This window comes from Paractinoplanes hotanensis (genome assembly GCF_023717965.1).
In the GTDB taxonomy this organism is placed as follows: Bacteria; Actinomycetota; Actinomycetes; order Mycobacteriales; family Micromonosporaceae; genus Actinoplanes; species Actinoplanes polyasparticus.
This window is the reverse complement of the sequence record NZ_JAMQOL010000054.1, coordinates 76,692-98,122: the sequence shown is the minus strand read 5'-3', so window position 1 is coordinate 98,122 and position 21,431 is coordinate 76,692. Positions and strand designations below refer to the sequence as shown.

Here is a 21,431-nt window from a genome sequence, read left to right as displayed (position 1 = left end):
CCACATTGACTGACTCCGTGACTGTAGTCAATGCTTGAGTCAATACGGCGGAGGGATGGCGAATGAATGGCGAGAGTTTCCTGAAGGCCGCACAGGCCGGTGACGCCTCGACGGTCGGGGCCCGGCTGCGCGAGGAGTGCTATGCCCAGGTGATGCCGGGCGTGACGGTCCGCCCCGAGGACAACTTCTTCGAGCTCGGTGGGGACAGCATCATGCTGATCCGACTGGTCTCACTGGTCCAGCTGGCGTTCGGGATCCAGCTCGACGCACTGCGGTTCTTCGAGGAGCCGACGCTGGCCGTCCTCACCGAGCAGGTGGCGGCTTCGCTCGACGCCGGCGATCCGGCCGACGCAGCGCTCGCCGCGGTCCTGCAGCAGGTCGAGGCGATGTCCGACGACGAGGTCGACCGGCTGCTGGAGCAGTGGGGCTGATCAGGCGGGCGCCCGCTCGACCGCCGGCCGGTCGGCCCCGTCGGGCCGGCCGGCCCGACGGTCGGCCAGGCGCAGCAGCGGCACGGTCGCCGCCGTGGTGACCAGCGCGGTGACGACCAGCACCGCGAAACCGGTACGGTCGATCAGCCCGGCCCGCAGACCCACGTCCGCCACGATGAGCTCGGTCAGTCCCCGGCAGTTCATCAGCACACCCAGCCGCACCCCGGTCGACCACGACCCACGCCGCACCCGCCAGGCCAGCAGCACGCCGGCGAACTTACTCCCCATGGCGATCAGCACGATCGCCACGATGGCCACCGCCGCCGTTCCCGCCCCCGTCGCCGTGCCGAACGAGATCTTCAGCGCCACCGACACGAAGAAGATCGGCAGCAGGACGCTGACCGTGAATTCGTTCATCGTGCGGCACGCGGCTTGCACGGACACCGAACCGGCCGGCACCGCTATACCGAAGGCGACCGCCCCGAACGCGAAGTGCAGCCCGATGACGTCGGCGAGCACGGCCACGCCGACACTGCCCACGACGAGCGCGGCCAGCATCATCAGAGAGGTCAGCCGGCCCGCGTCGACCAGCCGCCCGAGCCGCCCGAACACGGGGCGCACGGCCAGCGCCAGCACGGCCACGAAGACCGCCAACGCGGCCGCCCGCCCCCGCAGGTCGCCCGGGCTCGACGTACCGGCCAGCACCAGGATGCCGAGCAGCACCATCCACGCCAGACCATCGGTGGCCACCGCCGCGCTCATCGCGGTGCGGCCCAGCCGGGTGTCGTGCATGCCGGTATCGGTGAGGATGCGGAACAGCACCGGCACCGCGGTGATCGCGACGGCGAGCCCGAAGAACAGCACGCTCGCGACCCCGATGCCGGCATGGCCGGTCAGCGTCGCGCCGAACAGCAGCGCTGCGCCCGCGCCCGCGGCGAACGGCAGCGTGAAGCTGCCCACGGCCACCGGGAGCCAGTCGCGCGGGCGGACCTCGCTGCGATGCGCCCGCAGGTGCTGACCCAACAGGAACATGAAGCCGATCAGGCCGAGCTGGGCGCAGACGTCGAGGGCGGCCAGTACGCCCGGCGGGAACACCGCCGCCGCGCGTTCCGGGCCCAGCAGGGCCATCAGGAACGGCCCGAGCAGCAGGCCGGCGGCGATCTCGCCGACGACGGCGGGCTGGCCGACGCGCCGGGCGGCCGCCGCGAGCAGGTGCGCCGCGAGCAGCGCGACCGCCATGAGCGCAAGCGCGTGTGCGGTAGGAGCGAGGCTCATCAGTTGTCCTTGCCGCCGCGGTCAGGGGGTGATCTGCGCGCGCAGCAACCGGCGGAGCAGGTCGTCGTCGCCCTCTACACGCGCCGGTGTCTCGGCGAACGGGACGCGCTGCCAGAGCGTCAGCAGCACCTGCTCGGCCGTGCCGGAAAGGGTCGTCACCGGGGTCACACCGGACACGTCGGCCATCGGGCCGGTGACGTCGGGCACCGGACGGTCCGACGGGGACAGCAGCCAGCCGTGTCCGGTGTCGGTGAGGGACACCAGGATCGGGCCGGTCAGGGCGGGCAGCGGGCGGCCGTCCCAGCGGTGCCCCACGGCCAGCATCACGCGCAGGACCTCGTCGACCCCGTCCGCGGCGATCGCCGCGTCGACCGGGCGGGCCGGGCCGATCGCCAGGTCGGCGTCGCGCCCGTGGATCGTCGTCTCGTGCAGCTGCCGCCGGAACCAGAACGCCGCCGTCCGCGGGACCACGCTGAAATTCCAGCACGGGGAGTCCGGGTCGGTCGCGGCCAGCCGGTCGAGCAGGATGTCGGCGCTCTCGCGGTACCACCGGGCCATGTCGTCGTGGTCGGGTTTCGGGGCGCGCGACCGCTTGCCGGTCCGGACGTTCTCGGCCGCCCAGCGGTGGATGCTGCCGAGGTGACCGACCAGGCCGCCGAGCCCCCAGCTGCGGTGGATCGCCACCGGCAGGCCGAGGTCGGCCTTGGCGGCGATGGTGGCGAACGCGTCCATCTCCTCGGCCAGTGCACGGAGGTGGTCCTGGGCGGGCAACGGCAGGGCGACGGGGGAACTGGTCATGGGATCTCCTCAGTCGTCAGGCGATCTCCGGCCAGCCGAAGCGTATCGAGACGCTTACAGAAGGCAAAGCGCACGAGGCCACGGCCGGCCGCCGGATCGTGGTAGAAGCGCGACGCGGGAATCGCCGCGACCCCGCTGCGGCGGATCAGCTCACCGCAGTAGTCGACGTCGTCCCGGCCGGCCCGGGCGGTCAGGAAGTAGGTGCCGTTGTGCGGGGCCAGCTCCAGCGGCAGCCGGGCGAGGTAGTCGGCCAGCACCGCGCGGCGCTGGCTGTACTGGGCGCGGAGCCGGTCGTAGTAACCGGTCGGCATGGAGGCGATCATCTCGGCCGCGGCCGCCTGCAGGGGAGTGGCCGGGGCGAACGTGACGAACTGCTTCACGCCGCGGATCAGGGCGGTGACCGGCGCGGGCGCCACCGCCCAGCCGACCCGCCAGCCGGTGGCCGAGAACGTCTTCGACACCGACGAGATCGTGATCGTCCGGTCCCGGCAGGTGTCCACCGAGGCCACCGGGATGTGCCGCGCCCCACCGAACGTGATGTGTTCGTACGTCTCGTCGGCGACCAGCCAGGCGCCGTGCTCGGCCGCGAGCTCGCCGATGCGGCGCAGCTCGGCCTCGCCGAGCAGCCGCCCGGCGGGATTCCACGGGGTGTTGAGGAAGACCAGCCGGGTCCGCGGCGTGAACGCCCGGGCGAGCTCGTCGAGGTCCACGGCGAAGTCGGGGAACCGGGACGTGACATAGCGGATCGTTCCCTGCGCCGCGGCCACGCACGGCGGGTATTGCTCGTAGAACGGCTCGAGCACGATCGCCTCGGAGCCGGGCCCCAGCAACGCCCGTGCGGTGCAGTAGAGCGCCTCGGTCGCCCCGGCCGTGATGGTCACCTCGTCGTCCGGATCGACCGCGGTGCCGAGGCGCTGCTCCCGGTCTGCCGCGATCGCCCGGCGCAGCAGCGGCAGACCGGCGCTCGCGCTGTACTGGTGGCCTCCGTCGAGCGCCTGCTCCGCGGCCAGCAGCAGGGCCAGCGGCGGGTCGAAGTCGGGGAAGCCCTGAGCCAGGTTCACCGCGCCGTGCTCGGCCGCGAGCCGGGTCATCAGCGTGAAGACCGAGGTCTGCCCCGCGCCGGCGCTGGTCGCGGTCATGACCGCGCCTGCGGGGTCGTGGCGAAGATCCGGCCACGGCCGAGGATGCCGTGCGGGTCGAGCGTGCGCTTGAGCTCGCGCATCAGGTTGATCTCCGCGGCGCTGCGGGTGAACGCGAGGTACGGCTCCTTCTCGAAGCCGATGCCGTGCTCCGCCGAGATCGAGCCGCCGAACTCGGCCACGTTGCGGTAGACGACGGTCTCGACCAGCGGCTTGCGATCGCGGGTCGTCTCCCCGGTGACCACCGCGATGTGCACGTTGGAGTCGCCGAGATGCCCGAAGACCTGCAGCTCCACCTCGGGCCAGTGCTCGCGCAGCTCGCCGTCGATCTGTTTGAGGCAAGCTTCCAGCTGCCCCGCGGGCAGGCTCACGTCGAAGCCGAACAGCGGCAGGTCGCCGCCGAGGATCTCGGCCGGGATGCGCTCACGGATCGCCCACAGGGCGGCCACGTCGCCGGGGGTCGTGCCGACCGCGGTCTCGCGCAGCAGGTCCTCGCACGACTCCAGAGCGCTCAGGAAGCGGGCCTCGTCGGTGCGCGGGTCGCCGCCCTGGCACTCCACCAGTACATAGAGGGGATATCGGCCGGTCAGCGGTATGCGCAGGCTCGACCGATAGGGCAGCACCATCCGGTATGCCTCGTCCCACATCGCCTCGAACGCGCTCACCATGCCCGGCATCGCCGCCCGCATCCGGCCCAGCAGGCGCAGCGCGTCGGCGAGCGAGGAGACCCCGCAGAACGCGGCCAGGTGGCTGGCCGGGGCGGGCTGCAGGCGCAGGACCGCGCGGGTCACCACGCCCAGCGTGCCCTCGCTGCCGATGAAGAGGTGTTTGAGGTCGTACCCGGCGTTGTTCTTGACCAGTTTGTGCAGGGCGGCCAGCACGGTCCCGTCGGCAAGCACCGTCTCCACGCCGAGCACCAGGTCGCGGGTCATGCCGTACAGCAGCACCCGGTTGCCGCCGGCGTTGGTGGACAGGCAGCCGCCGATCGTGCACGACCCTCGGGACGCCAGATCCAGCGGGAAGATCAGGCCGTACGCGGCGGCGCGGTCCTGCACCTCGTACAGCGTCACGCCGGCCTGCACGGTCATCGTCATGGTGATGTCGTCGACCTCCTCGATCGCCGACATCCGCTCCAGCGAGACGACGAACTCGTCGGCGTCCGGCACCCCGCCGCCGACCAGGCCGGTCATGCCGCCCTGCACCACCACGGGCTGCCGGGCCTCGTGGCAAAGGGCCAGCACGGCCGCGACCTCCTCGGTGCTGCCCGGGCGGACCAAAGTCGTCGCGTGACCCACCCGGTCGCTGCCCCAGAGATCCTGCACGTGCCGGGCGGGGATGGCGTCACCCTGCACGACGTGCTCGGCCCCTACGGCGGCCGCGAGCCGGTCGATCAGTGTCATGGTGCCCTCCGAAGATCGTCGAGGTGTGCGTACGCCGAGATGTGCCGCAGGCTGGTCCGCACGTGCACGAGAGCCGGCCCGGCGCAGGCCAGTGCCTTGGCCAGGGCCGGCTCCGCCTCGTCCGGGGACTCCACGGCCAGCCCCAGCGCACCGTGGCTGCGGGCCAGCGCGGCGAAGTCCGGGTTGCGCAGGCCGGTGCCCAGGTCCAGGCCCGGATGGCCGCGTTCCTGGTGCTGCCGGATCGTGCCGAGGCTGCCGTTGTCGGCCACCACCACGGTGAGCCGCGCCCCGCGTTGCACGGCGGTGGCCAACTCGGCCCCGGTCATCTGGAACCCGCCGTCTCCGACCATCGCGATCACCGCCCGGTCGGGCCGGCGCAGGGCCGCGGCCACGGCGGCGGGCACACCGAAGCCCATCGCGCTCGAGGCGATGCCGAGCAGGCGGCCGGTGGTGACCCGGTGATAGCGGTGCACCCAGGAGGTGAAGCTGCCCGCGTCCAGCGTGACGACCGCGTCCGCGCACTCCGGCGGCAGGGCGGCGACGACGTGCCCGAACGCGACCCCGTCGTCCGCGTCGACCGGGCTCCACCGGCTCTGCCCGGCCTCCCAGTCCACCAGCTCGTCGTGCCAGCCTCGGTCGCGGTGCGGCCCGCCGGTCGCCGGGCGTCGCGCGAGGTCGAGCAGGAACCGGGCGGGGGAGGCGGCGCAGCCGTGAGCGGTCGGACAGCCGGTGCCGATCGCGGCGGCGTCCGGGTGGACCTGGACCACGGTCTGGCCGGCCGCGGGGAGGCGGAACCCCTGGGTGGTGACCGGGTCCAGCCGGGTGCCGACCGCGACGACCAGGTCGGCCCGGGCGAGCCGGTCGCGCTGCTCGGCCTGCGTGGCCAGGTGCAGGTGGCCGGCGTAGTGGGGGTCGTCGTTGGGGTACAGGTCCTGGCGTTTGTTGGTGACCGCGACGGCGAGGCCGTGCCGGTGCGCGGCGTCGCGCAGCGCAGCCCGTCCGTCCGGGTCGTTGTCCACCGCGGAGCCGGCCAGCACCAGCGGGCGCTGGGCGGAGTTCAGCAGGCCGATGACCGCGTCGGTGAAGCTCTCGGCGGGCACAGCCGGCCAGCGCCGCGCCGGCTGCCGTACCGCGCCGCCCGGGCCGGTCAGGACGTCCTCGGGCACGCAGAGCACCGCGGGCCCGGGCGTGGGCCCGTGCGCGGCCGCCCAGGCCCGGGCGGCGAACTCCCCGGCCGCCTCGGGCTCGCGCAGCGTGAGGACTCGCCGGCTCATCGCGCCGAACGCGGCGGGCGCGTCCAGCTCCTGGAACCAGCCCCGGCCCGCGGACGCGACGCGCACATCGCCGACGATCATCAGCAGCGGGGTAGCGTCCAGGTCGGCCGAGTGCACCGCGATCGCCGCGTTGGTCGCGCCCGGCCCGCGGTTCACCAGGACGACCCCGGCCCGGCCGGTCAGCTTCGCGTCGGCGAGGGCCATGAAGGCCGCCCCTGACTCGTGTCGGGCGGTGACGATGTCCACTCCCCGGCGGGCCAACTCGGCCAGCAGGTCGAGGAAGCTCTCCCCGGGTACGCAGAACACCCGGTCGACACCGTGCTCGGCCAGGGTGGCGGCCAGCACCCCGGCTGCAGTGGTCATCGAGCGGCCCGTACGCCCGGCGCCTGGTAGGTGCCGGTGCTGGCCTCGGGCGGGAAGACGATGGTGGCGTCGTCGAACGTCTGCCCCACCTCCTGGTACTGCACGAGCACGATCGGCGGCGGGCTGTGGTGCCAGTGGTCGGCGTCCCGGCGGAACGAGACCGGGCCGCGCCAGGTGTCGAAGTCGTGCGACTCCAGGGCGGTCAGCAGTCCTTCGCGGCTCAGCTCCGGCGCGTGGTCGGCGGCCTGGCCGAGGATCGCGACGTCGGTGAACGCGTTGAGCGCGTTGTCCGGCGGGAACGAGCCGAACCGCTCGCTGTACCGGTCGGTGAACCAGCGGCCGATCTCGGTCAGCCCGGGCCAGGACGGGCGGTAGTAGGTGGCCGGCCAGAGCACGCCCGCGCCGGCCGGTCCGGCCAGCCGCCAGTAGTCGGCCGACCGCATCGGGAACGGGAACATCACCACGAGCTGGGCGCCGGGCAGGATCCCGAGCTCGGCGGCCTGCTCGATGATCATGTAGTTGGTCCGCACCACCCCGCAGTTGACCAGCACATCGGGCTGGAAGTCGCGGATCTCGCGCAGCTGGTCGCGGACGTCGAAGGTGGCATCCTGCGGGAAGTCGAAGCGCAGCACCTCGATGCCGCGGGCCCGCAGCTCACCCTCCACCCCGTCCGCGTTCATCAGCCCGAAGACGGTGTCCGCGGCGAGGATGCCGACCCGGCGCGTGCCCTCCCGCCGCAGCAGGTCGGCGACCAGAGGGGAGCGGTCGGCGATGGTGAAGTACGTGCGGAACAGCGTGCGCCGCTGCCGCATCGTCAACGTGCTGTGCCCGTTCTCCACGAAGAGCGGCACCCCGAAGAGCTCGGCCGCGTCGGCCACACCCGGGGACGTCCGCAGGTGCCACTGGCCGATGATCGCGTGCACGTTGTCGACCAGCGCCAGCTTCGCGGCCCCGCCGACCGAGCTGCGCTGCATGACCTCGCCGGGGTCGCTCGGCTGGTCGTTCTGCACGACCAACTCGACCGGGATGCCGCCGCGCACCCCGCCGCGCTCGGCGAGGTACTCCGCGCCCAGGCAGGCGGCCTGCACGATGAGCCCGCCGGCGACCGCGTCACCCGGGCCGGAGAGCGGGGTCAACAGGCCGATCTTGAAGGTCTCGGCGGCGCCGGAGACGCCCGAGCGCCGGTTCGTCTCGTCCACCAGGGTGAGCGCCGTGGCGAGGGGAGTGTCGGTCATCTGCTGAGCTCCTCAACTGCTCGGACGGCCCGGCGACAGGCCGAAGCGGGTGCGGTACTGCTCGAACGGGCCGTCGGCCAGGGCGTCCTCGAGCCCGTAGTCGGCGGCGCGGTAGCGATAGGTCCCGGTGCCGTGCTGCGGGTTCGCCCGCAGGTGAGCGGTCACGGCCGCGCGGTCGGGCTCACCGAACGGCACACCGAGCGCGGCACACACCCGTTCCACCGCGCCGGCCGGGTCGGTCATCAGATCTGCGTAGCGGACGTCGAGGAAGGCGGCCGCGGGGTGCGCGGCACGAGCTCGCTCGTGCCGGCTGATGCCTTCGGCTGTCGCGGCCGACCACTGACGGCCGATGTCGAGGCGGTCGATGTCGTGGGAGCGGGCGCCGCGGACCGATTCGCACAGCAAGCAGGTCGACCCGACCGTCACCACGGGGTCGCGGTGCATGACGACCACCGTCGCGTCCGGATACTCGGCGAGCAGGTCGCCCAGCGACCAGAGGTGGAACGGGCATTTGAGGAGCAGCCGCTCGGCAGGCAGCCGCCACGCGATCGACTGCAGCAGCCGGCGGTGCTCGCTGTAGCCCGCCGCCATGCCGGTCCCGGCCAGCCAGGCGTCGTAGGACGGCACCCGGTAGCGCATGCCGAGCACCATGCTGGTGAAGGCCGGGCTGGTCAGGCGGTGGCACTCGTCGGGGCGGCGGGCGTCGAGGAAGTGCAGCGCGCGCAGCAGCGGGGCGACCGAGTAGTACTCGTCCACGTAGGCCTGAGCCTGCGCGGTCAGCCGCTCCCGGCCCGCCTCGTCGGTGCGCTCGCCGACCGGGTTCATCAGCTCCCACAGGGCGGGGGCGCGTAGCCCGTGCACCTGATTGAGCAGGTTCTGCATCAGCGTGGTCCCGGAGCGCAGCAGCCCGGTCACGAAGACCGGCCGGGTTACCGGGGTCGCGGCGATCTCGGGCCGGCGCTCCCACAGCGCCGCGCGGCCGGCGGCCAGCCGCAGCGACGCGACCAGGCCGGCGGCGACCGCGACCGCGCCCTGCGGGTGCAGCCGGGCCTCGGTGCGCAGGGCCTCGGTGAGCACGGTCAGCGCGGTGTGCCGGGCCGGGCCGACCTCGACCCGGGCCGCCGCGATCAGCGCGTCCGCGTCCAGGACCGCGGTACGGGAGGTCATCGCCGGCCCGCCCCGGCACCGATGACCGGGCACCGGGCCGCGGCGTCCGGCTCGGGCGCGCCGCCCCGCCACGAGCGCAGCTGCGCGAGGAAGACCTGCGCGACGGCGTGCTCCTCGGCCGGGAAACGGAACGCGGAGTGCGGCGTGATCCAGAGGCGCGGGACGTCCCAGAGCGGGCTGGCCGCGGGCAGTGGTTCCTCGTCGTGGACGTCGAGCACGGCGCCCCGCAGCCGGCCGGCGGTCAGCGCGGCGACCAGCGCGGCGGTGTCCAGCACGTCGGCCCGCCCCACGTTGACCACCGAGGCGGTGGACGGCAGCGCGGCGATCACCCGTGCGCTCACCAGCCCGCGTGTCTGCGGGGTGCTCGGCACCGCGCAGACCAGGTGGTCGGCGTCAAGGACGGCGTCGGCGAGGCGGGCGGCAGGCAGCACGGCGTCGGCCCAGGCGGACGGCTGCGCGGTACGGGTCACCGCGGTGACCCGCATGCCGAACGGCTCGGCCAGCCGGGCGATCGCGCCGCCGATCCGGCCCAGGCCCAGCAGCACCAGGTGGCTGCCGCCGAGCAGCGTGGCGTCGGGCACGCTCCACTCATGGCGGCGCTGCCGGTCGACGAGCTGGTGGGTCTGCTTGCCGAGCGCGAGCAGCGCGCCCACCGTGAACTCGGCAACGGCCCGGACCGGCACTTCGGCGGAGGTGGTCACCCGCAGGCCGGGCGGAATCTCGTGGGCGGGCACGTGGTCGGTGCCTGATCCGGTCAGGTGCAGCCAGGCGAGCCGCTCGCATCGGTGGAGCAGGCCGGCGGGCACCCGGTTGGCGATCAGTACGTCGATCGTCTCGGGTGACGGGGGATCGCGGTCGACGTCGTGCACGACGTCGACGGTCGCGCTCGGGTCGGCCGCGGCGATCAGCGACGCCGTCGCGCGGCCCATCGTCGGATGGAAGACGCAGATCCGCAGGTCGCCGTTCATGCGCTGACCACTTCGACCCTGATACCGCGCTCGGCGGTGCGCTGGGCCGCGAGGTCGTCGGCGACCGCGCTCAGGCAGCGCGCCTCGGCCCGGCCCCGGCGGACCACCTCGATGGTGTTGGCGCGCACCGTTGCCGCCACCCTGGCGAACAGGCCGTTGACCAGGCCGGGCACGTCGGTGGTCGCGGGCATCCCGTCGGTGAGCAGGAGCCCGGTGACCGCCGCCCCGCCAATGTTCGCCACCGGGCCGGGCAGCACCGGCACGCCGCGGGCGGCGAGCACTCGCTCGGCGCCAGGGGAGCAGCCCAGGTTGCTGCCTTCGACGACGAGCTTGGCCTGCACCCGGTCGACGTTGCGCTCGTGGACGGCGTGCCCGCCGGCGGCGAGCACCAGCACGTCGGACGGCAGGTCGAGCCATGCTTCGGCCCGGTCCAGGATCTGCACGCCGGTCGGCAGCGCGTGCCGGTCGATGGTGCCGAAGGCGTCGGTCGCGGCGATGATCCCGGGCACCGGCAGCCCGGTGGGTGCGGCGACCGTGCCGGCCCGGTCGGCGACCGCGACGATCGAGTAGCCCCGCCGGGACAGGCCGGTGGCGACGGCCCGGCCGACCAGGCCGAAGCCCTGGACGGCCACCCGTCTGCCGCTGTCCGCGGGCAGGTAGTCGGTGGCCGCGGCATCGACCGACTCGCACACTCCGAAGCCGGTGACGTCCTCGCAGGCGTGCCACAGCTCGGGCCAGCCGCAGGGCAGCCAGGGCAGGCTGTCCTCCGGGCGGTAGTGCGCGGCGGCGAAGAACCTGTCCCGGTCGGCGTGCGTGACGCCCTGGTCGGAGCCGAGGTAGACGCCGCCGCGCAGCAGCGGGGCGACGGCCCGGCCGAAGGCCCGCAGCACCCGGTCGCGGGCCGGGCCGGGCGGCAGGCCGCACCGGATGCCGGCCTTGGCGCCGCCGATCGGGATGCCGGCCAGGGCGAGCTTGCGGGTCATCGCGGCGGCCAGGTCGGCGACCTCGTCGACGGTCACGCCGGCGGTCATCCGGGTGCCGCCCATGGCCCGCCCGCCGACCAGCGAGTCCGCCACGACGAAGGCTTCCAGTCCGGCGTCGGGGTCCTGAAGGAAGAGACGGAACTGACTGGTCATCGGGCTCCCGTATCGCTGGGTCCGGCTGATGGCCGGAGCGTTGACGCAGCCATGCTAACCAACTAACTTGACTCCAGTAAATAGATAGTAACTAGAGTTGTTGACGGAGATGACATGGCGATCGAGTCCATTCCCTATGTGGAGCTGTTCACCGACGAGCCGGTCGAAGCCCGGCATTACTTGGCGGAGCACCTCGGGTTCCGCCCGTTCGCCGCTGCCGGGGAGACGTCGGTGGCGCTGCGCAACGGTCCGGTGGTCGTGGTCGTCACCGCGCCGTCGCGGTCGGGCGACCCGATCGAGCGTTACCTCGAGGCGCACGGCAGCGGCATCGCGGACGTCGCGATGAGCAGCACGGACGTCGGGGGCGACCGTGCCCGCGCGATCGCCGCCGGCGCCACCCCGGCGGGCGGCACGGCCGTCGGCGGCTTCGGCCCGGTCCGCCACACCCTGGTTGCGGCGCACGCCGAGCCACTGCCCCCCGACCGAGGCTGGCAACCGGCCGGCCCAGCGGCCGGCCCGGGCGGGAGCCTGGCGATCCGCGCCCTGGACCACGTCGCCGTCTGCCTGCCGGGCGGCACCCTGCAGAGCACGGCCGACTTCTACGGCGCCGCCCTCGGCCTCGGCCGTTACTCCTCGGAGTACATCGAGGTCGGCACCCAGGCGATGGACTCGGTGGTGGTCCGCAGCAGCTCCGGCGGCGTGACCTTCACCCTGATCGAGCCGGACGAGACGCACACCGCCGGGCAGATCGACGAATTCCTGCGCAACCACGGCGGCGCGGGTGTGCAGCACCTGGCGTTCCTCGTCGAGGACATCGTCACCGCGGTGCGGCGTGCCACGGCGGGCGGGCTGCCGTTCCTGAGCACTCCGGACAGCTACTACGAGATGCTCACGAGCCGGCTCGGCCACCTCGCCGAGAGCATCGACGACCTGCGCGAGACCAACGTGCTGGCGGACCGCGACGAGTGGGGCTACCTGCTGCAGATCTTCACCCGGTCGCCGTACCCGCGGCGGACGCTCTTCTTCGAGCTCATCCAGCGGCACGACGCACGCGGCTTCGGCAGCGCCAACATCAAGGCACTCTACGAGGCGGTGGAGCGCGACCGCGCCCGCGACGCGGCCCGGGCGCGATGACACAGACCACCCCCGGCTCGCTGCTCACCAGCGCCGACTACGCGGCTGCGGCCCGCCTCGCGTTACCCGCCGACGTCACCGGCTTCATCGACGGGGGCGCCGGCGAGGAGCACACCCTGGCGGCCAACCAAGCTGCGTTCGACCGGGCCGTCCTGCGCCCGCGGGTGCTCACCGGCATGGCGGCGCCCGAACCGGCGGTCGACGTGCTCGGCCGGCGATGGCCGGTGCCGTTCGGCATCGCCCCGATGGCGTACCACACGCTGGTGCACCCGGAGGGCGAGCTCGCCACCGCACGCGCGGTGGAGCGCACCGGGGTGCCGTTCGTGGTCGGCATGCTGGCCGGGCAGCCCTGGCCGGACATCCGGGCGCTCACCGCCGCGCCACTGTGGCTGCAGCTCTATGCGCTGCGGTCCGAGGAGTCCACCGCCGAGCTGCTCCGCCGGGCCGCGGACACCGGCTTCGAGGCGGTGGTGCTGACCGTCGACACGCCCCGCCTCGGGCGGCGCCTGCGGGACCTGCGGTCCGGCTTCCGGCTGCCACCGCACGTGCGCCCGGTCAACCTTGTGGACGCCGACCGCACCGGCGCGGCCGACCCCGCCCGGCACACCACCGAGCACCTCGCCGACCGGCTGACCTGGGAAGCGGTGGCCCGGCTCACCGCGCGCAGCCCGTTGCCGGTGCTCGTCAAGGGAGTGATGACCGGTCCGGACGCCCGGCGGGCGATCGAGGTGGGCGCGGCCGGCGTGATCGTCTCCAACCACGGTGGCCGGCAGCTCGACGGGCTGCCCGCCACCCTGGACGTCATCGAGGAGGTCGTCGCAGCGGTCGCGGGCGACGGCCCGGTGCTCGTCGACGGCGGCGTGCGCCGGGGGCGGGATGTGGTCGCCGCACTCGCGCTGGGCGCCACCGCTGCGCTGATCGGCCGGCCGGTGCTGCACGCCCTGGCAGCGGGCGGCGAGGACGGCGTGGTAGGCCTGTTCGACGTACTGCGCTCCGAGCTGGACGACACCATGGCGCTGGCCGGGCGGCCCGACGTCCGGGCGATCGACCGGACCACCGTGGCGGGACCGCCCGCCGGGCACCTGGAGCTGGCCCAGCTGCACGGCAGCCTGCGCGACCCGCTGCTGGACACCATGACCTTCCTCAACGAGGTCACCGCCCGCTATCCGCGGGCGATCAGCTTCGCGCCCGGACGGCCGTACGAGGACGACTTCGACGTCGAGGAGCCGGTGCGCGACCTCGCGGCCTACGTCGCGCACCTGCGCGGCGAAGGCGCCGACGAGGCGGAGATCCGGCGAACCCTTCTGCAGTACGGTCCGACCGCGGGCACCATCCGCGAGGTGGTGGCGCGAACCCTGGCGCATGACGGCCTGCCGGTCGACCCGGACCACCTGGTGATCACAGTCGGCGCGCAGGAGGCGTTGCTGATCACCCTGCGCGCGCTGCTCGCCGACGACCACGACGTCCTGCTGGTGACCGACCCCGCCTATGTCGGGGTCACCGGTGCGGCCCGACTGCTCGACGCCCGGGTCCACCCGGTGGCCGAGGGCCCTGACGGCCCCGATCCCCATGCGCTCACCACCACCTTGCGCGACGTACGCGAGCGTGGGCTGCGGCCCCGGGCTCTGTCCGTGGTGCCGGACTTTGCCAACCCGTCCGGCACCTCGATGAGCGTCTCCGCCCGCCGGCGGCTGCTCGACCTGCTGCGCCCGGAGGGCGTACTGGTCGTCGAGGACAACCCCTACCGGTTGCTCGGCCCCGCGCCGCATCCGCCTACGCTCAAGGCGCTCGACCGGCACCGGCAGGTGGTGCACATCGGATCGTTCGCCAAGACGCTCTTCCCCGGCGCCCGCATCGGCTACGTCGTGGCCGACCAGGTCGTCCACCGGCCGGACGGGACGACCGGGACGCTCGCCCACGAGCTGGCCCGGCTCAAGAGCATGATCACGGTCAACACCCCGCCGCTCGCTCAGGCCGTCGTGGCCGGCGCGCTGCACCGCCGGGACCTGCGCCTGGGTCCCGCCACCGCGGGGGCCGCCCAGCGGTACGCGAGCCTGATGACCCTGCTTCGCTCCGAGCTGACCCGGCTGTTCCCCCCTGCCGACCGAGAACGGCTCGGCGTGAGCTGGAACGATCCGGCCGGCGGCTTCTTCATCGCCCTCACCGTCCCCTTCCCAGCCGGCCCGGAAGCGCTCGCCCGCTGCGCCGAGGAGTTCGGTGTGCTCTGGACCCCGATGCGCTACTTCCACGCGGACACCGCCGGCGACCGGGTGATCCGCCTGTCGATCAGCTGCCTGGACCGCGACCAGGTGATCACCGGGGCCGAGCGGCTGGCCGCGTTCGTCCGGGACGAGGACGAGCGGTCGTGACCGCCGCGTTCCCGGTGTCGTTCGCCGCGTGGGCGGCCCGGCACCCCGAGGCGGTCGCCTGCGCGGCGGGCACGCAGACCCGCACCTACCGGCAGATCGACGCCCGCGCCTGGGCGCTCGCGGCCGCTCTGCGCGAGGCGGGCGTACGCGACGAGGACCGGGTCGTCGTCGCCCCGGAGCGGACCGCCGACCTGCCCGCGGTGCTGCTGGGCGTGGCCCGCAGCGGAGGTGTCTGTGTGCCGGTCGACCCCGCACATCCCATCGAGCGGGTGAACCTGATCGTCGCCGACGCCGCGGCCAAGGTGGTGGTGACCGACCACGCGGGAGACGGCGGCTGGGACGGCCGGACCGTGATCGGGCATCGCGACCTGGCCCCGGGGTTGTCCCCGGACCGATGGCAGCCCCCGCATCCGGACAGCCTGTCCTATCTGCTCTACACCTCCGGCTCCACCGGGCAGCCCAAGGGCGTCGCCGTCACCCACGGCGCGGTGGCCGCCTGCCTCGACGTCACTCGCCGCGCGATCGGCTTCGAGGCGGGAGCGAGCCTGCTCGCGGTGACCCCGCTGACCTTCGACATCGCGGTGCTGGAGCTGATGCTGCCGCTGGTCTGCGGGGGCAGCATCGTGCTGGCTTCCCGGCAGCAGGCCCGCACCGGCCCGGAGCTGGCCGGCATGATCACCGCCGCCCGGCCGCGGTTCCTGCACGCCACCCCGCTCACCTGGCAGCTGCTGCGGCATGCGGGCTGGACCGGTGATCGCGGGCTCACCGTGCTGATCGGCGGTGACCGCGTGCCGCCCGTCCTCGCCGGCGAGCTGGCCGGGAGCACCGCGGCGGTCCATCACCTCTACGGCCCGACCGAGGCGACCATGTACTCGGTCAGCGACGTCGTGCCGCCCGGACCACAGCCGGACGTCCTGCCCATCGGGATGCCCATCGAGGGCTCCGTCGCCGGTGTCTATGACACCCGTATGCAACCGGTGCCCGACGGCACCGTCGGCGAGCTCTGCCTGGGCGGGGTGTCGCTCGCACGGGGGTACGTCAACGCGCCCGCGCTGACCGCCGCGCGTTTCGTGCCCGACCCGGCCCGGCCCGGCCGGCGCCTCTACCGCACCGGCGACCTGGCTCGCGTGTTGCCGGACGGACGTCTGGAGCTGCGCGGCCGTACCGACGACCAGATCAAGATCCGGGGCCATCGCGTCGAGCTCGGCGAGGTGGAGAACGCTCTGGCCGGCCACACCGCGGTGACCGCCGCTGCCGCGGTCGCCGGGGCCGGTGCGGACGGTTCGCCGCGGATCGTCGCGTTCGTCCAGCTGCGCGACTCGGTGGCGGCGAGCGACCGCGAGCGTGTGCTGGACGAGATCCGCGAGCACGTACGGCAGCGGCTCCCGCAGCACATGTGCCCGGCTGCCTACGCGGTCGTCCGGGCCATGCCCACGACCACCACCGGCAAGATCGACCGCAAGGTGCTGGCCGGTGTACCCCTACCCGAAAGGTGACCGGATGATCGTGTCCACCGCGCGTCGCCAGGGCGGGCGCTGGCTGCTGCACCCGCCGGCCCCGGACTCGGCCCGGCGGCTGTTCTGCCTGCCCTATCTGGGGGCGGGCGCCTCGATGTACCACCGATGGCCGCGGATGATCGGCGACACCGAGGTCTGTTTGCTGCAGCCCCCGGGCCGGGAGAACCGGCTGGTCGAGGCCCCGCACGAGACCTACCCGGCGTTCGCCGGCGACGCCTTCACCGCCCTGCGCCCGCTGCTCGACCGGCCGTACACGATCTTCGCCCACTGCAACAGCGTCTTCGCCGGTCTCGCCCTGGTCCTGCACATGATGACGCGCGGTGCCCCGGCGCCGCGCCGTTTCGTCGCCTCCTCGATGGTGGCGCCGGACGAGGTGCCGTTCGGTGGGGTGCTCGACGTGCCGGAGGAGGAGCTGCCCGGGGTGGTGACCGCGATGATGCGGGCGCGCGGTCTCACGCCCACCCCGGAGATGGTCGAGCTCGCGATGGACGCCGTGCGCGGCGACCTGCGCGCCTACCGTGACTTCCGTGGCCTGCCGCCCGGCCCGCTGCCGTTCCCGGTGACCGTGTTGCGCTGGCAGGACGACGGCATCGTGCCGCCCGCGCTCACCGCGGGCTGGCGACGCTTCGGCGAGGTCCGCGAGGTGGACCTGCCCGGCGACCACTGGGCGATGCTCGAACCCGGCCCGGAGATGCTCACGGTCCTGAACGACTGACACCGACAGCGAGGGAGCCGGCCACCGGTGGCCGGCTCCCTGTCGGTGTCAGTTCCCGGCCTGCTGCGCCCGTACCGCCTCGGCGAAGTCGGCCAGCTCGGGGTGTTCGAACAGGGTTCGCATCGCCAGCGCGTCCACCCCAAACTCCTGCCGGGCCCGGTCGAGCACCTGGGCCGCCACCAGCGAGTGCCCGCCCAGCTCGAAGAAGTTGTCGTCCGGCTGCACCGCGCTCACCCCGAGTGCCTGGGCCCAGATCACCGCCATGGCCTTCGCGACCGGGCTGTGCCACTGCGCGTCCTCGGCGACCGTCGAGGTGTCCACCGGCGCGGGCAGCTGCCGGCGGTCGACCTTGCCGCTGGTGGTCAGCGGCATCCGGCCGAGCAGCACGTAGCTCGCCGGCATCATGTAGTCGGGCAGCGCCCGGCCCAGTGCCGCCCGCAACGAGGCCCGCACTGCGGCGCCGTCCGCGTCGGCGGAGCGCAGGGTCAGGTACGCGACCAGCTGGTGCTCGTCGCCGGTGGCGCGCAGCACGACCACCGCATCGCGTACCTCTGGATGGCGCAGCAGCTGCTGCTCGATCTCGCCCAGCTCGATCCGGAAACCGCGTAGCTTCACCTGGTCGTCGAGACGCCCGAGGAAGTGCAGCGAGCCGTCCGGGCCGAACCGGCCGCGGTCACCGGTGGCGTACATCCGGGAGCCGGGCGGGCCCAGCGGGTCGGGCAGGAAGGCGCGGGCGGTCAGGGCCGGGCGGTCCCGGTAGCCGCGGGCGACGCCGGCGCCGGCGACGTACACCTCGCCGGGTGCGCCGACCGGCACCGGGCGCAGCCGTTCGTCGAGCAGGTAGACCGTCGTGTTGGGCAGCGCCCGACCCACCGGCGGCCGCCGGGAGGCGCCCGCCGTGCAGTCGGCGAACGTCGCGCACACGGTGACCTCGGTGGGGCCGTACGCGTTGACGAACCGCCGCCCCGGCGACCAGGTGTCGACCAGCCCGCCGTCGCAGGCCTCGCCCGCCGAGACGATCAGCCGGGGCGAGCCCAGGTCGGCCGGGCGCAGCGTGTGCAGCAGCGTGGGCGGGTAGGTGCCGACGGTCAGGCCCAGCGAGCGAGCCTCCCGGGCGATCTCGGCGGGAGTCGCGTCCGCGGTGGCGAGGATGCCGAGGGTGGCCCCGGAGAACAGGCCCATCGCCATCTCCCACACCGACGCGTCGAACGAGGCCGAGGAGAACAGCGACACTGTGTCGGCCGGTCCGAGCTCGAAGGTCGCCCGCAGGAAGGCGGCCAGGTTGCCCAGCCCGCCGTGGGTGATCTCGACGCCCTTGGGCGTGCCGCTGGTGCCCGAGGTGTAGATCAGGTAGGCCACGTCCTCCGGCCGGGACCGGTGGGCGACCGGCTCCGCCGGGCCCTCGTCCGGTCCCACCTCGAGGACGTCGCCACCCCAGGCAGCCAGCGCGCCGACGGTCGCGGGCACGGCCACGGCGAGGACCGCCCCGGCGTCCAGCAGGATCTGCCGTAGCCGGTCCACCGGGTGCCGCGGATCGAGCGGCAGGTACACGACCCCGGCCTTGAGCGCGGCCAGGAAGGCGACGGGCAGGGCGCTGCTGCGGTCGACACACACCGCCACCGTCGAGCCCGCGGTCGCACCGCCGGCGCGCAACCGCGCGGCGAGCCGATCGGACCGCCGGTCGAGCTCGTCGAAGGTCAGCACCTCGGCGCCCGCACGGACCGCGATCCGGGTGCCGTCCTGCGCCGCGACCGCGTCGAACAGCTCCACCGGCAGAGGAGCGGCCGTGAGACGGTCGGCGGCGGTGCGCCAGGAGTCGAGCAGCGCCCAGTCGGCGTCGGTGAGCAGGCTGAGCGCGTCGAGGCGGTCCTCCGGCCGCCGGACCGCCCCGGCGAAGACCTGGACGAACTGGTCGAGCACACGCGCGGCGGCGGCCGGGTCGACCTCGTCCGGGCGGAAGTGGAGCAGCACGTCGGTCATCTCGTCGGAGACGACCAGGTGCAGGGCCGCCGGACCGGGAGCGACAATGGCTGGGTCGGCGGCCACGGTGAGCGCGAGCTCCGGCTCGATCGGGGCGGGCAGCCCGGCGAGCACGGCGGCCGCGGTGACGTCGCGGTGGGCCAGGGCGTCCAGAGTGACATCCCGGATGGCCCGGGTCAGGTCGACGAAGGTCCGGTCGCCGCGGTAGGGCAGGGACAGCGGCAACGGGGCGGTGTCCACCCGGGAGATAGGCGAGTGCACGACCACCGCGTTCTGGCCACTGAACCGCGCGGCCCAGGTGGTGACCGCGGCGAGCGCGACCATCAGGACGCCGGCCCGTTCCCGGCGCTGCAGGGCGTCCGCGGCCGCGGACACCTCGGGGTCGAGGCGGGCGCGCAGCGGGGAGCCGGCACCGTCGCCGGACGCGCCGCCCAGGTCCAGATCGAGCCGGGTGGGCGCGGTCCGCAGATGCTGGTGCCAGAAGGTCAGGTCGGCGGGCCGGTCCGGGACGTGGGTCCGGCGCTGTGGCGGGGTGGAGAGTTCAGTCACGATGCTCCTTCGGGCGGACGCGTACCGGCAGTTGGTCGAGACCCCACATGAGATTCGACCGCAGCCGGCGCACGGGGCCGGCCGGCTCGAACCGCGACACGGTGTGGGCCAGAGCGTTCAGGGCCACCCGAAGTTCCAGACGGGCCAGGTTCGCTCCGATGCAGAAGTGCTGGCCCAGGCCGAAGGTGACGTGCCGGTTCGGCCAGCGCGTGATGTCGAAAGTGGTGGCGCGCGGGAACGCCCGTTCGTCGCGGTTGACCGCCGGGTTCCAGATGGTGACCTGCTCACCGGCCTCGATCAGGTGGCCGCCTACCACGACGTCGCGCACCGCGGTGCGCATCACGTGCAGGCTCGGCGCCGTCCAGCGCAGCACCTCCTCCACGGTGGTGGACATGACCGCGGCCGGTTCGGCGCGGAAGAGTTCCCATTGCTCCGGGTAGCGGATGAACGCCAGGACCGCACCCGCGGTCGCGTGCCGGGTGGTCTCGTTGCCCCCGGTCAGGACGCCGTTGATGTTGACCTGGATGTCCTCGTCGGACATGCGGTGACCGCGGGACGTGCCGGTGACCATGGCGCTCACCAGGTCTTCTCGCGGTCGCCGCCGACAGTCGGCGATCAGCGACATGGAGTAGAGGAAGATCTCCGCGTGCGCCCGCTCCTGCTCCTTCTCGCTGATCACCGGCCCGCCGGGTTCGGCGACCGAGCCGAAAGCCGTCCGGGTCAGCTCGATCATCAGGTCCCAGTCCGAGCGCGGCACGCCGAGCAGATCGCAGGTGACATAGAGCGGCAAGCGGGCCGCGAACCGCTCGACGAAGTCGAAGGAGTCGCGCCCGCGGACGTCGTCGAGCAGGCTGTCGACGATCTCGCGCATCCGGTCCTCGAGGCGGCGCACCGAGCGGGGCGCGAACGAGGGCCCGATGATGTCGCGCAGCCAGCGGTGCCGCGACCCGTCGGTGACGATCAGCATCCGGCCCGCGGACGCCCGCCCGCCGACACCTTCGCCGCCGACCCGCATGCCGCGCTCGGAGGTGAACGAGTGGCGGTCCTCCAGCACGGCGGTGGCCAGCTCATGGCTGGTGACGGCCCAGAACGCGGAGCCGTCGGCGCGGGTGTTCCAGTAGAGCGGAGCCTCGGCGCGCAGGCGCTCCCAGATGTCCAGCATGCTGTCGTCGACGTAGCGGTCGGGGTCGGCCAGGTCCAGCCCGGCGAAGGCGGTCGTCATGGCCGCACCGCGAACAGCTCGTAGATATCGGTGCCGGCGAGCAGCGGGTCCTGGTCGACGGTGACCCGGAGGCCGCGGACGGTCAGGTCGGCGCGCAGCTCCTGCAGCCGGCCGCCCATGTCGTGCAGCTGCAGCACCACCTGGCGGACCAGCGGCCAGTGCCGCTCGGCCAGCCCGCGCAGGACCTCGTGCTCGGCCTTCTCCACATTGATCTTGAGAAGGCCGATGCCGGTCAACCCCTGCTCGTCGATGACCGCGGAGAGGGTCCGAGTGGCGCACTCCTGCGTCTCGGTGCGGTGCCGGCCGCGCATCATGTCCTCGATGTCACGGCCGGCGAAGCCGCTGTTGGTGAGGAACGTGCGGGTGAGCGCCACGTCGTAGTCGCGGTCGGCGTGCAGGCTGGTCATCGCGGTGCTCTCCGGATAGTTGGTGAGCGTGGCTGCGCCGTCGTGGTCGGACAGCGCGTGGTCGAAGACGTGGCCGTCGACCCCGTGCTCGGCGAAGTTGGCGACCAGCGCCTCGTGCGCGTCGCGGGCCGGCTCGAAGGCCAGCACGCGCACCCCGGGGGCCTCCCAGGAGAAGGCCAGCGAGGCGATGCCGACGTTGGCGCCTACATCGATCACCGTGTCGCCGGGCCGGATCGTGACGCCGTGCTGCAGGTAGCTCCGGCCCGTGACGATGTTGCGGTACATCAGGCTCGTCTCTGGGGCATTGAGTTGCATCACCGTTCGGCCGTTGGGCAATCGCATGGGTTTCACG

The 21,431-nt window shown here is 73.5% G+C and carries 17 protein-coding genes and 1 pseudogene; 6 read left to right on the top strand and 12 right to left on the bottom strand.

Annotated elements, in window-relative coordinates; translation table 11 throughout:
• Window positions 1-62 precede the first annotated feature (62 nt).
• Entirely contained in the window at window positions 63-431 is a 369-nt protein-coding gene (locus tag LXN57_RS36810) for an acyl carrier protein (RefSeq protein WP_251802839.1), read from the top strand.
• Here the strand turns inward: LXN57_RS36810 and LXN57_RS36805 are convergent, their stop codons facing one another.
• Genes LXN57_RS36805 through LXN57_RS36765 form a run of 9 tightly spaced genes read right to left on the bottom strand, consistent with a single transcriptional unit; the run spans window position 432 to window position 11,186 of the window.
• Window positions 432-1,706 carry a cation:proton antiporter gene (locus LXN57_RS36805; RefSeq protein ID WP_251802838.1) on the bottom strand — a complete coding sequence of 425 codons (1,275 nt, stop codon included), beginning with the start codon at window positions 1,704-1,706 and terminating at the stop codon, window positions 432-434. It abuts the gene before it with no gap.
• Between the two features lie 21 nt (window positions 1,707-1,727).
• Entirely contained in the window at window positions 1,728-2,504 is a 777-nt protein-coding gene (locus LXN57_RS36800) for a maleylpyruvate isomerase N-terminal domain-containing protein (RefSeq protein WP_251802837.1), read from the bottom strand.
• Entirely contained in the window at window positions 2,501-3,643 is a 1,143-nt protein-coding gene (locus LXN57_RS36795; RefSeq protein WP_251802836.1) for an aminotransferase class I/II-fold pyridoxal phosphate-dependent enzyme, read from the bottom strand. Before LXN57_RS36795 ends, LXN57_RS36800 begins: the two co-directional genes overlap by 4 nt.
• Window positions 3,640-5,043: an FAD-binding oxidoreductase gene (locus LXN57_RS36790; protein ID WP_251802835.1), complete on the bottom strand. Its 1,404-nt coding sequence runs from the start codon at window positions 5,041-5,043 to the stop codon at window positions 3,640-3,642. Before LXN57_RS36790 ends, LXN57_RS36795 begins: the two co-directional genes overlap by 4 nt.
• Window positions 5,040-6,680 carry a thiamine pyrophosphate-dependent enzyme gene (locus LXN57_RS36785; RefSeq protein WP_251802834.1) on the bottom strand — a complete coding sequence of 547 codons (1,641 nt, stop codon included), beginning with the start codon at window positions 6,678-6,680 and terminating at the stop codon, window positions 5,040-5,042. Before LXN57_RS36785 ends, LXN57_RS36790 begins: the two co-directional genes overlap by 4 nt.
• Window positions 6,677-7,915, bottom strand: coding sequence for an ABC transporter substrate-binding protein (locus LXN57_RS36780; RefSeq protein ID WP_251802833.1), 1,239 nt, complete (start codon window positions 7,913-7,915; stop codon window positions 6,677-6,679). The genes LXN57_RS36785 and LXN57_RS36780 overlap by 4 nt, the downstream gene beginning before the upstream one ends.
• A 12-nt stretch (window positions 7,916-7,927) precedes the next feature.
• Window positions 7,928-9,082, bottom strand: coding sequence for a sulfotransferase family protein (locus tag LXN57_RS36775; RefSeq protein WP_251802832.1), 1,155 nt, complete (start codon window positions 9,080-9,082; stop codon window positions 7,928-7,930).
• A complete protein-coding gene (locus LXN57_RS36770; RefSeq protein WP_251802831.1) occupies window positions 9,079-10,050 on the bottom strand; it encodes an NAD(P)-dependent oxidoreductase in 972 nt (323 codons plus the stop codon). Before LXN57_RS36770 ends, LXN57_RS36775 begins: the two co-directional genes overlap by 4 nt.
• Window positions 10,047-11,186 carry a Glu/Leu/Phe/Val dehydrogenase dimerization domain-containing protein gene (locus LXN57_RS36765; RefSeq protein WP_251802830.1) on the bottom strand — a complete coding sequence of 380 codons (1,140 nt, stop codon included), beginning with the start codon at window positions 11,184-11,186 and terminating at the stop codon, window positions 10,047-10,049. Before LXN57_RS36765 ends, LXN57_RS36770 begins: the two co-directional genes overlap by 4 nt.
• 114 nt (window positions 11,187-11,300) lie before the next feature.
• Between LXN57_RS36765 and hppD the strand changes: the two genes are divergently transcribed.
• From hppD to LXN57_RS36740, 5 genes and pseudogenes are all read left to right on the top strand, one after another.
• A complete protein-coding gene (gene hppD, locus LXN57_RS36760) occupies window positions 11,301-12,320 on the top strand; it encodes a 4-hydroxyphenylpyruvate dioxygenase (RefSeq protein ID WP_251802829.1) in 1,020 nt (339 codons plus the stop codon).
• Window positions 12,317-13,369: pseudogene (locus LXN57_RS48675) on the top strand (alpha-hydroxy acid oxidase); the annotation flags it as partial. The gene hppD and the pseudogene LXN57_RS48675, both read left to right, overlap by 4 nt.
• Window positions 13,364-14,689: an aminotransferase-like domain-containing protein gene (locus LXN57_RS48670; RefSeq protein WP_251802864.1), complete on the top strand. Its 1,326-nt coding sequence runs from the start codon at window positions 13,364-13,366 to the stop codon at window positions 14,687-14,689. The pseudogene LXN57_RS48675 and the gene LXN57_RS48670, both read left to right, overlap by 6 nt.
• A complete protein-coding gene (locus tag LXN57_RS36745; protein ID WP_251802828.1) occupies window positions 14,686-16,185 on the top strand; it encodes an amino acid adenylation domain-containing protein in 1,500 nt (499 codons plus the stop codon). The genes LXN57_RS48670 and LXN57_RS36745 overlap by 4 nt, the downstream gene beginning before the upstream one ends.
• Before the next feature lie 4 nt (window positions 16,186-16,189).
• Window positions 16,190-16,921: a thioesterase II family protein gene (locus LXN57_RS36740; RefSeq protein ID WP_251802827.1), complete on the top strand. Its 732-nt coding sequence runs from the start codon at window positions 16,190-16,192 to the stop codon at window positions 16,919-16,921.
• A gap of 48 nt (window positions 16,922-16,969) precedes the next feature.
• Here the strand turns inward: LXN57_RS36740 and LXN57_RS36735 are convergent, their stop codons facing one another.
• Genes LXN57_RS36735 through LXN57_RS36725 form a run of 3 tightly spaced genes read right to left on the bottom strand, consistent with a single transcriptional unit; the run spans window position 16,970 to window position 21,364 of the window.
• The gene (locus tag LXN57_RS36735; protein ID WP_251802826.1) at window positions 16,970-19,450 is read right to left on the bottom strand and encodes a non-ribosomal peptide synthetase; all 2,481 of its coding nucleotides are present in this window, start codon (window positions 19,448-19,450) and stop codon (window positions 16,970-16,972) included.
• Window positions 19,443-20,672 (bottom strand): cytochrome P450, encoded by a 1,230-nt coding sequence (locus LXN57_RS36730; RefSeq protein WP_251802825.1) that lies wholly within the window; start codon window positions 20,670-20,672, stop codon window positions 19,443-19,445. The genes LXN57_RS36735 and LXN57_RS36730 overlap by 8 nt, the downstream gene beginning before the upstream one ends.
• On the bottom strand, window positions 20,669-21,364 hold the full coding sequence (locus LXN57_RS36725) for an FkbM family methyltransferase (protein ID WP_251802824.1): 696 nt from the start codon (window positions 21,362-21,364) through the stop codon (window positions 20,669-20,671). The genes LXN57_RS36730 and LXN57_RS36725 overlap by 4 nt, the downstream gene beginning before the upstream one ends.
• Window positions 21,365-21,431: the final 67 nt, after the last annotated feature.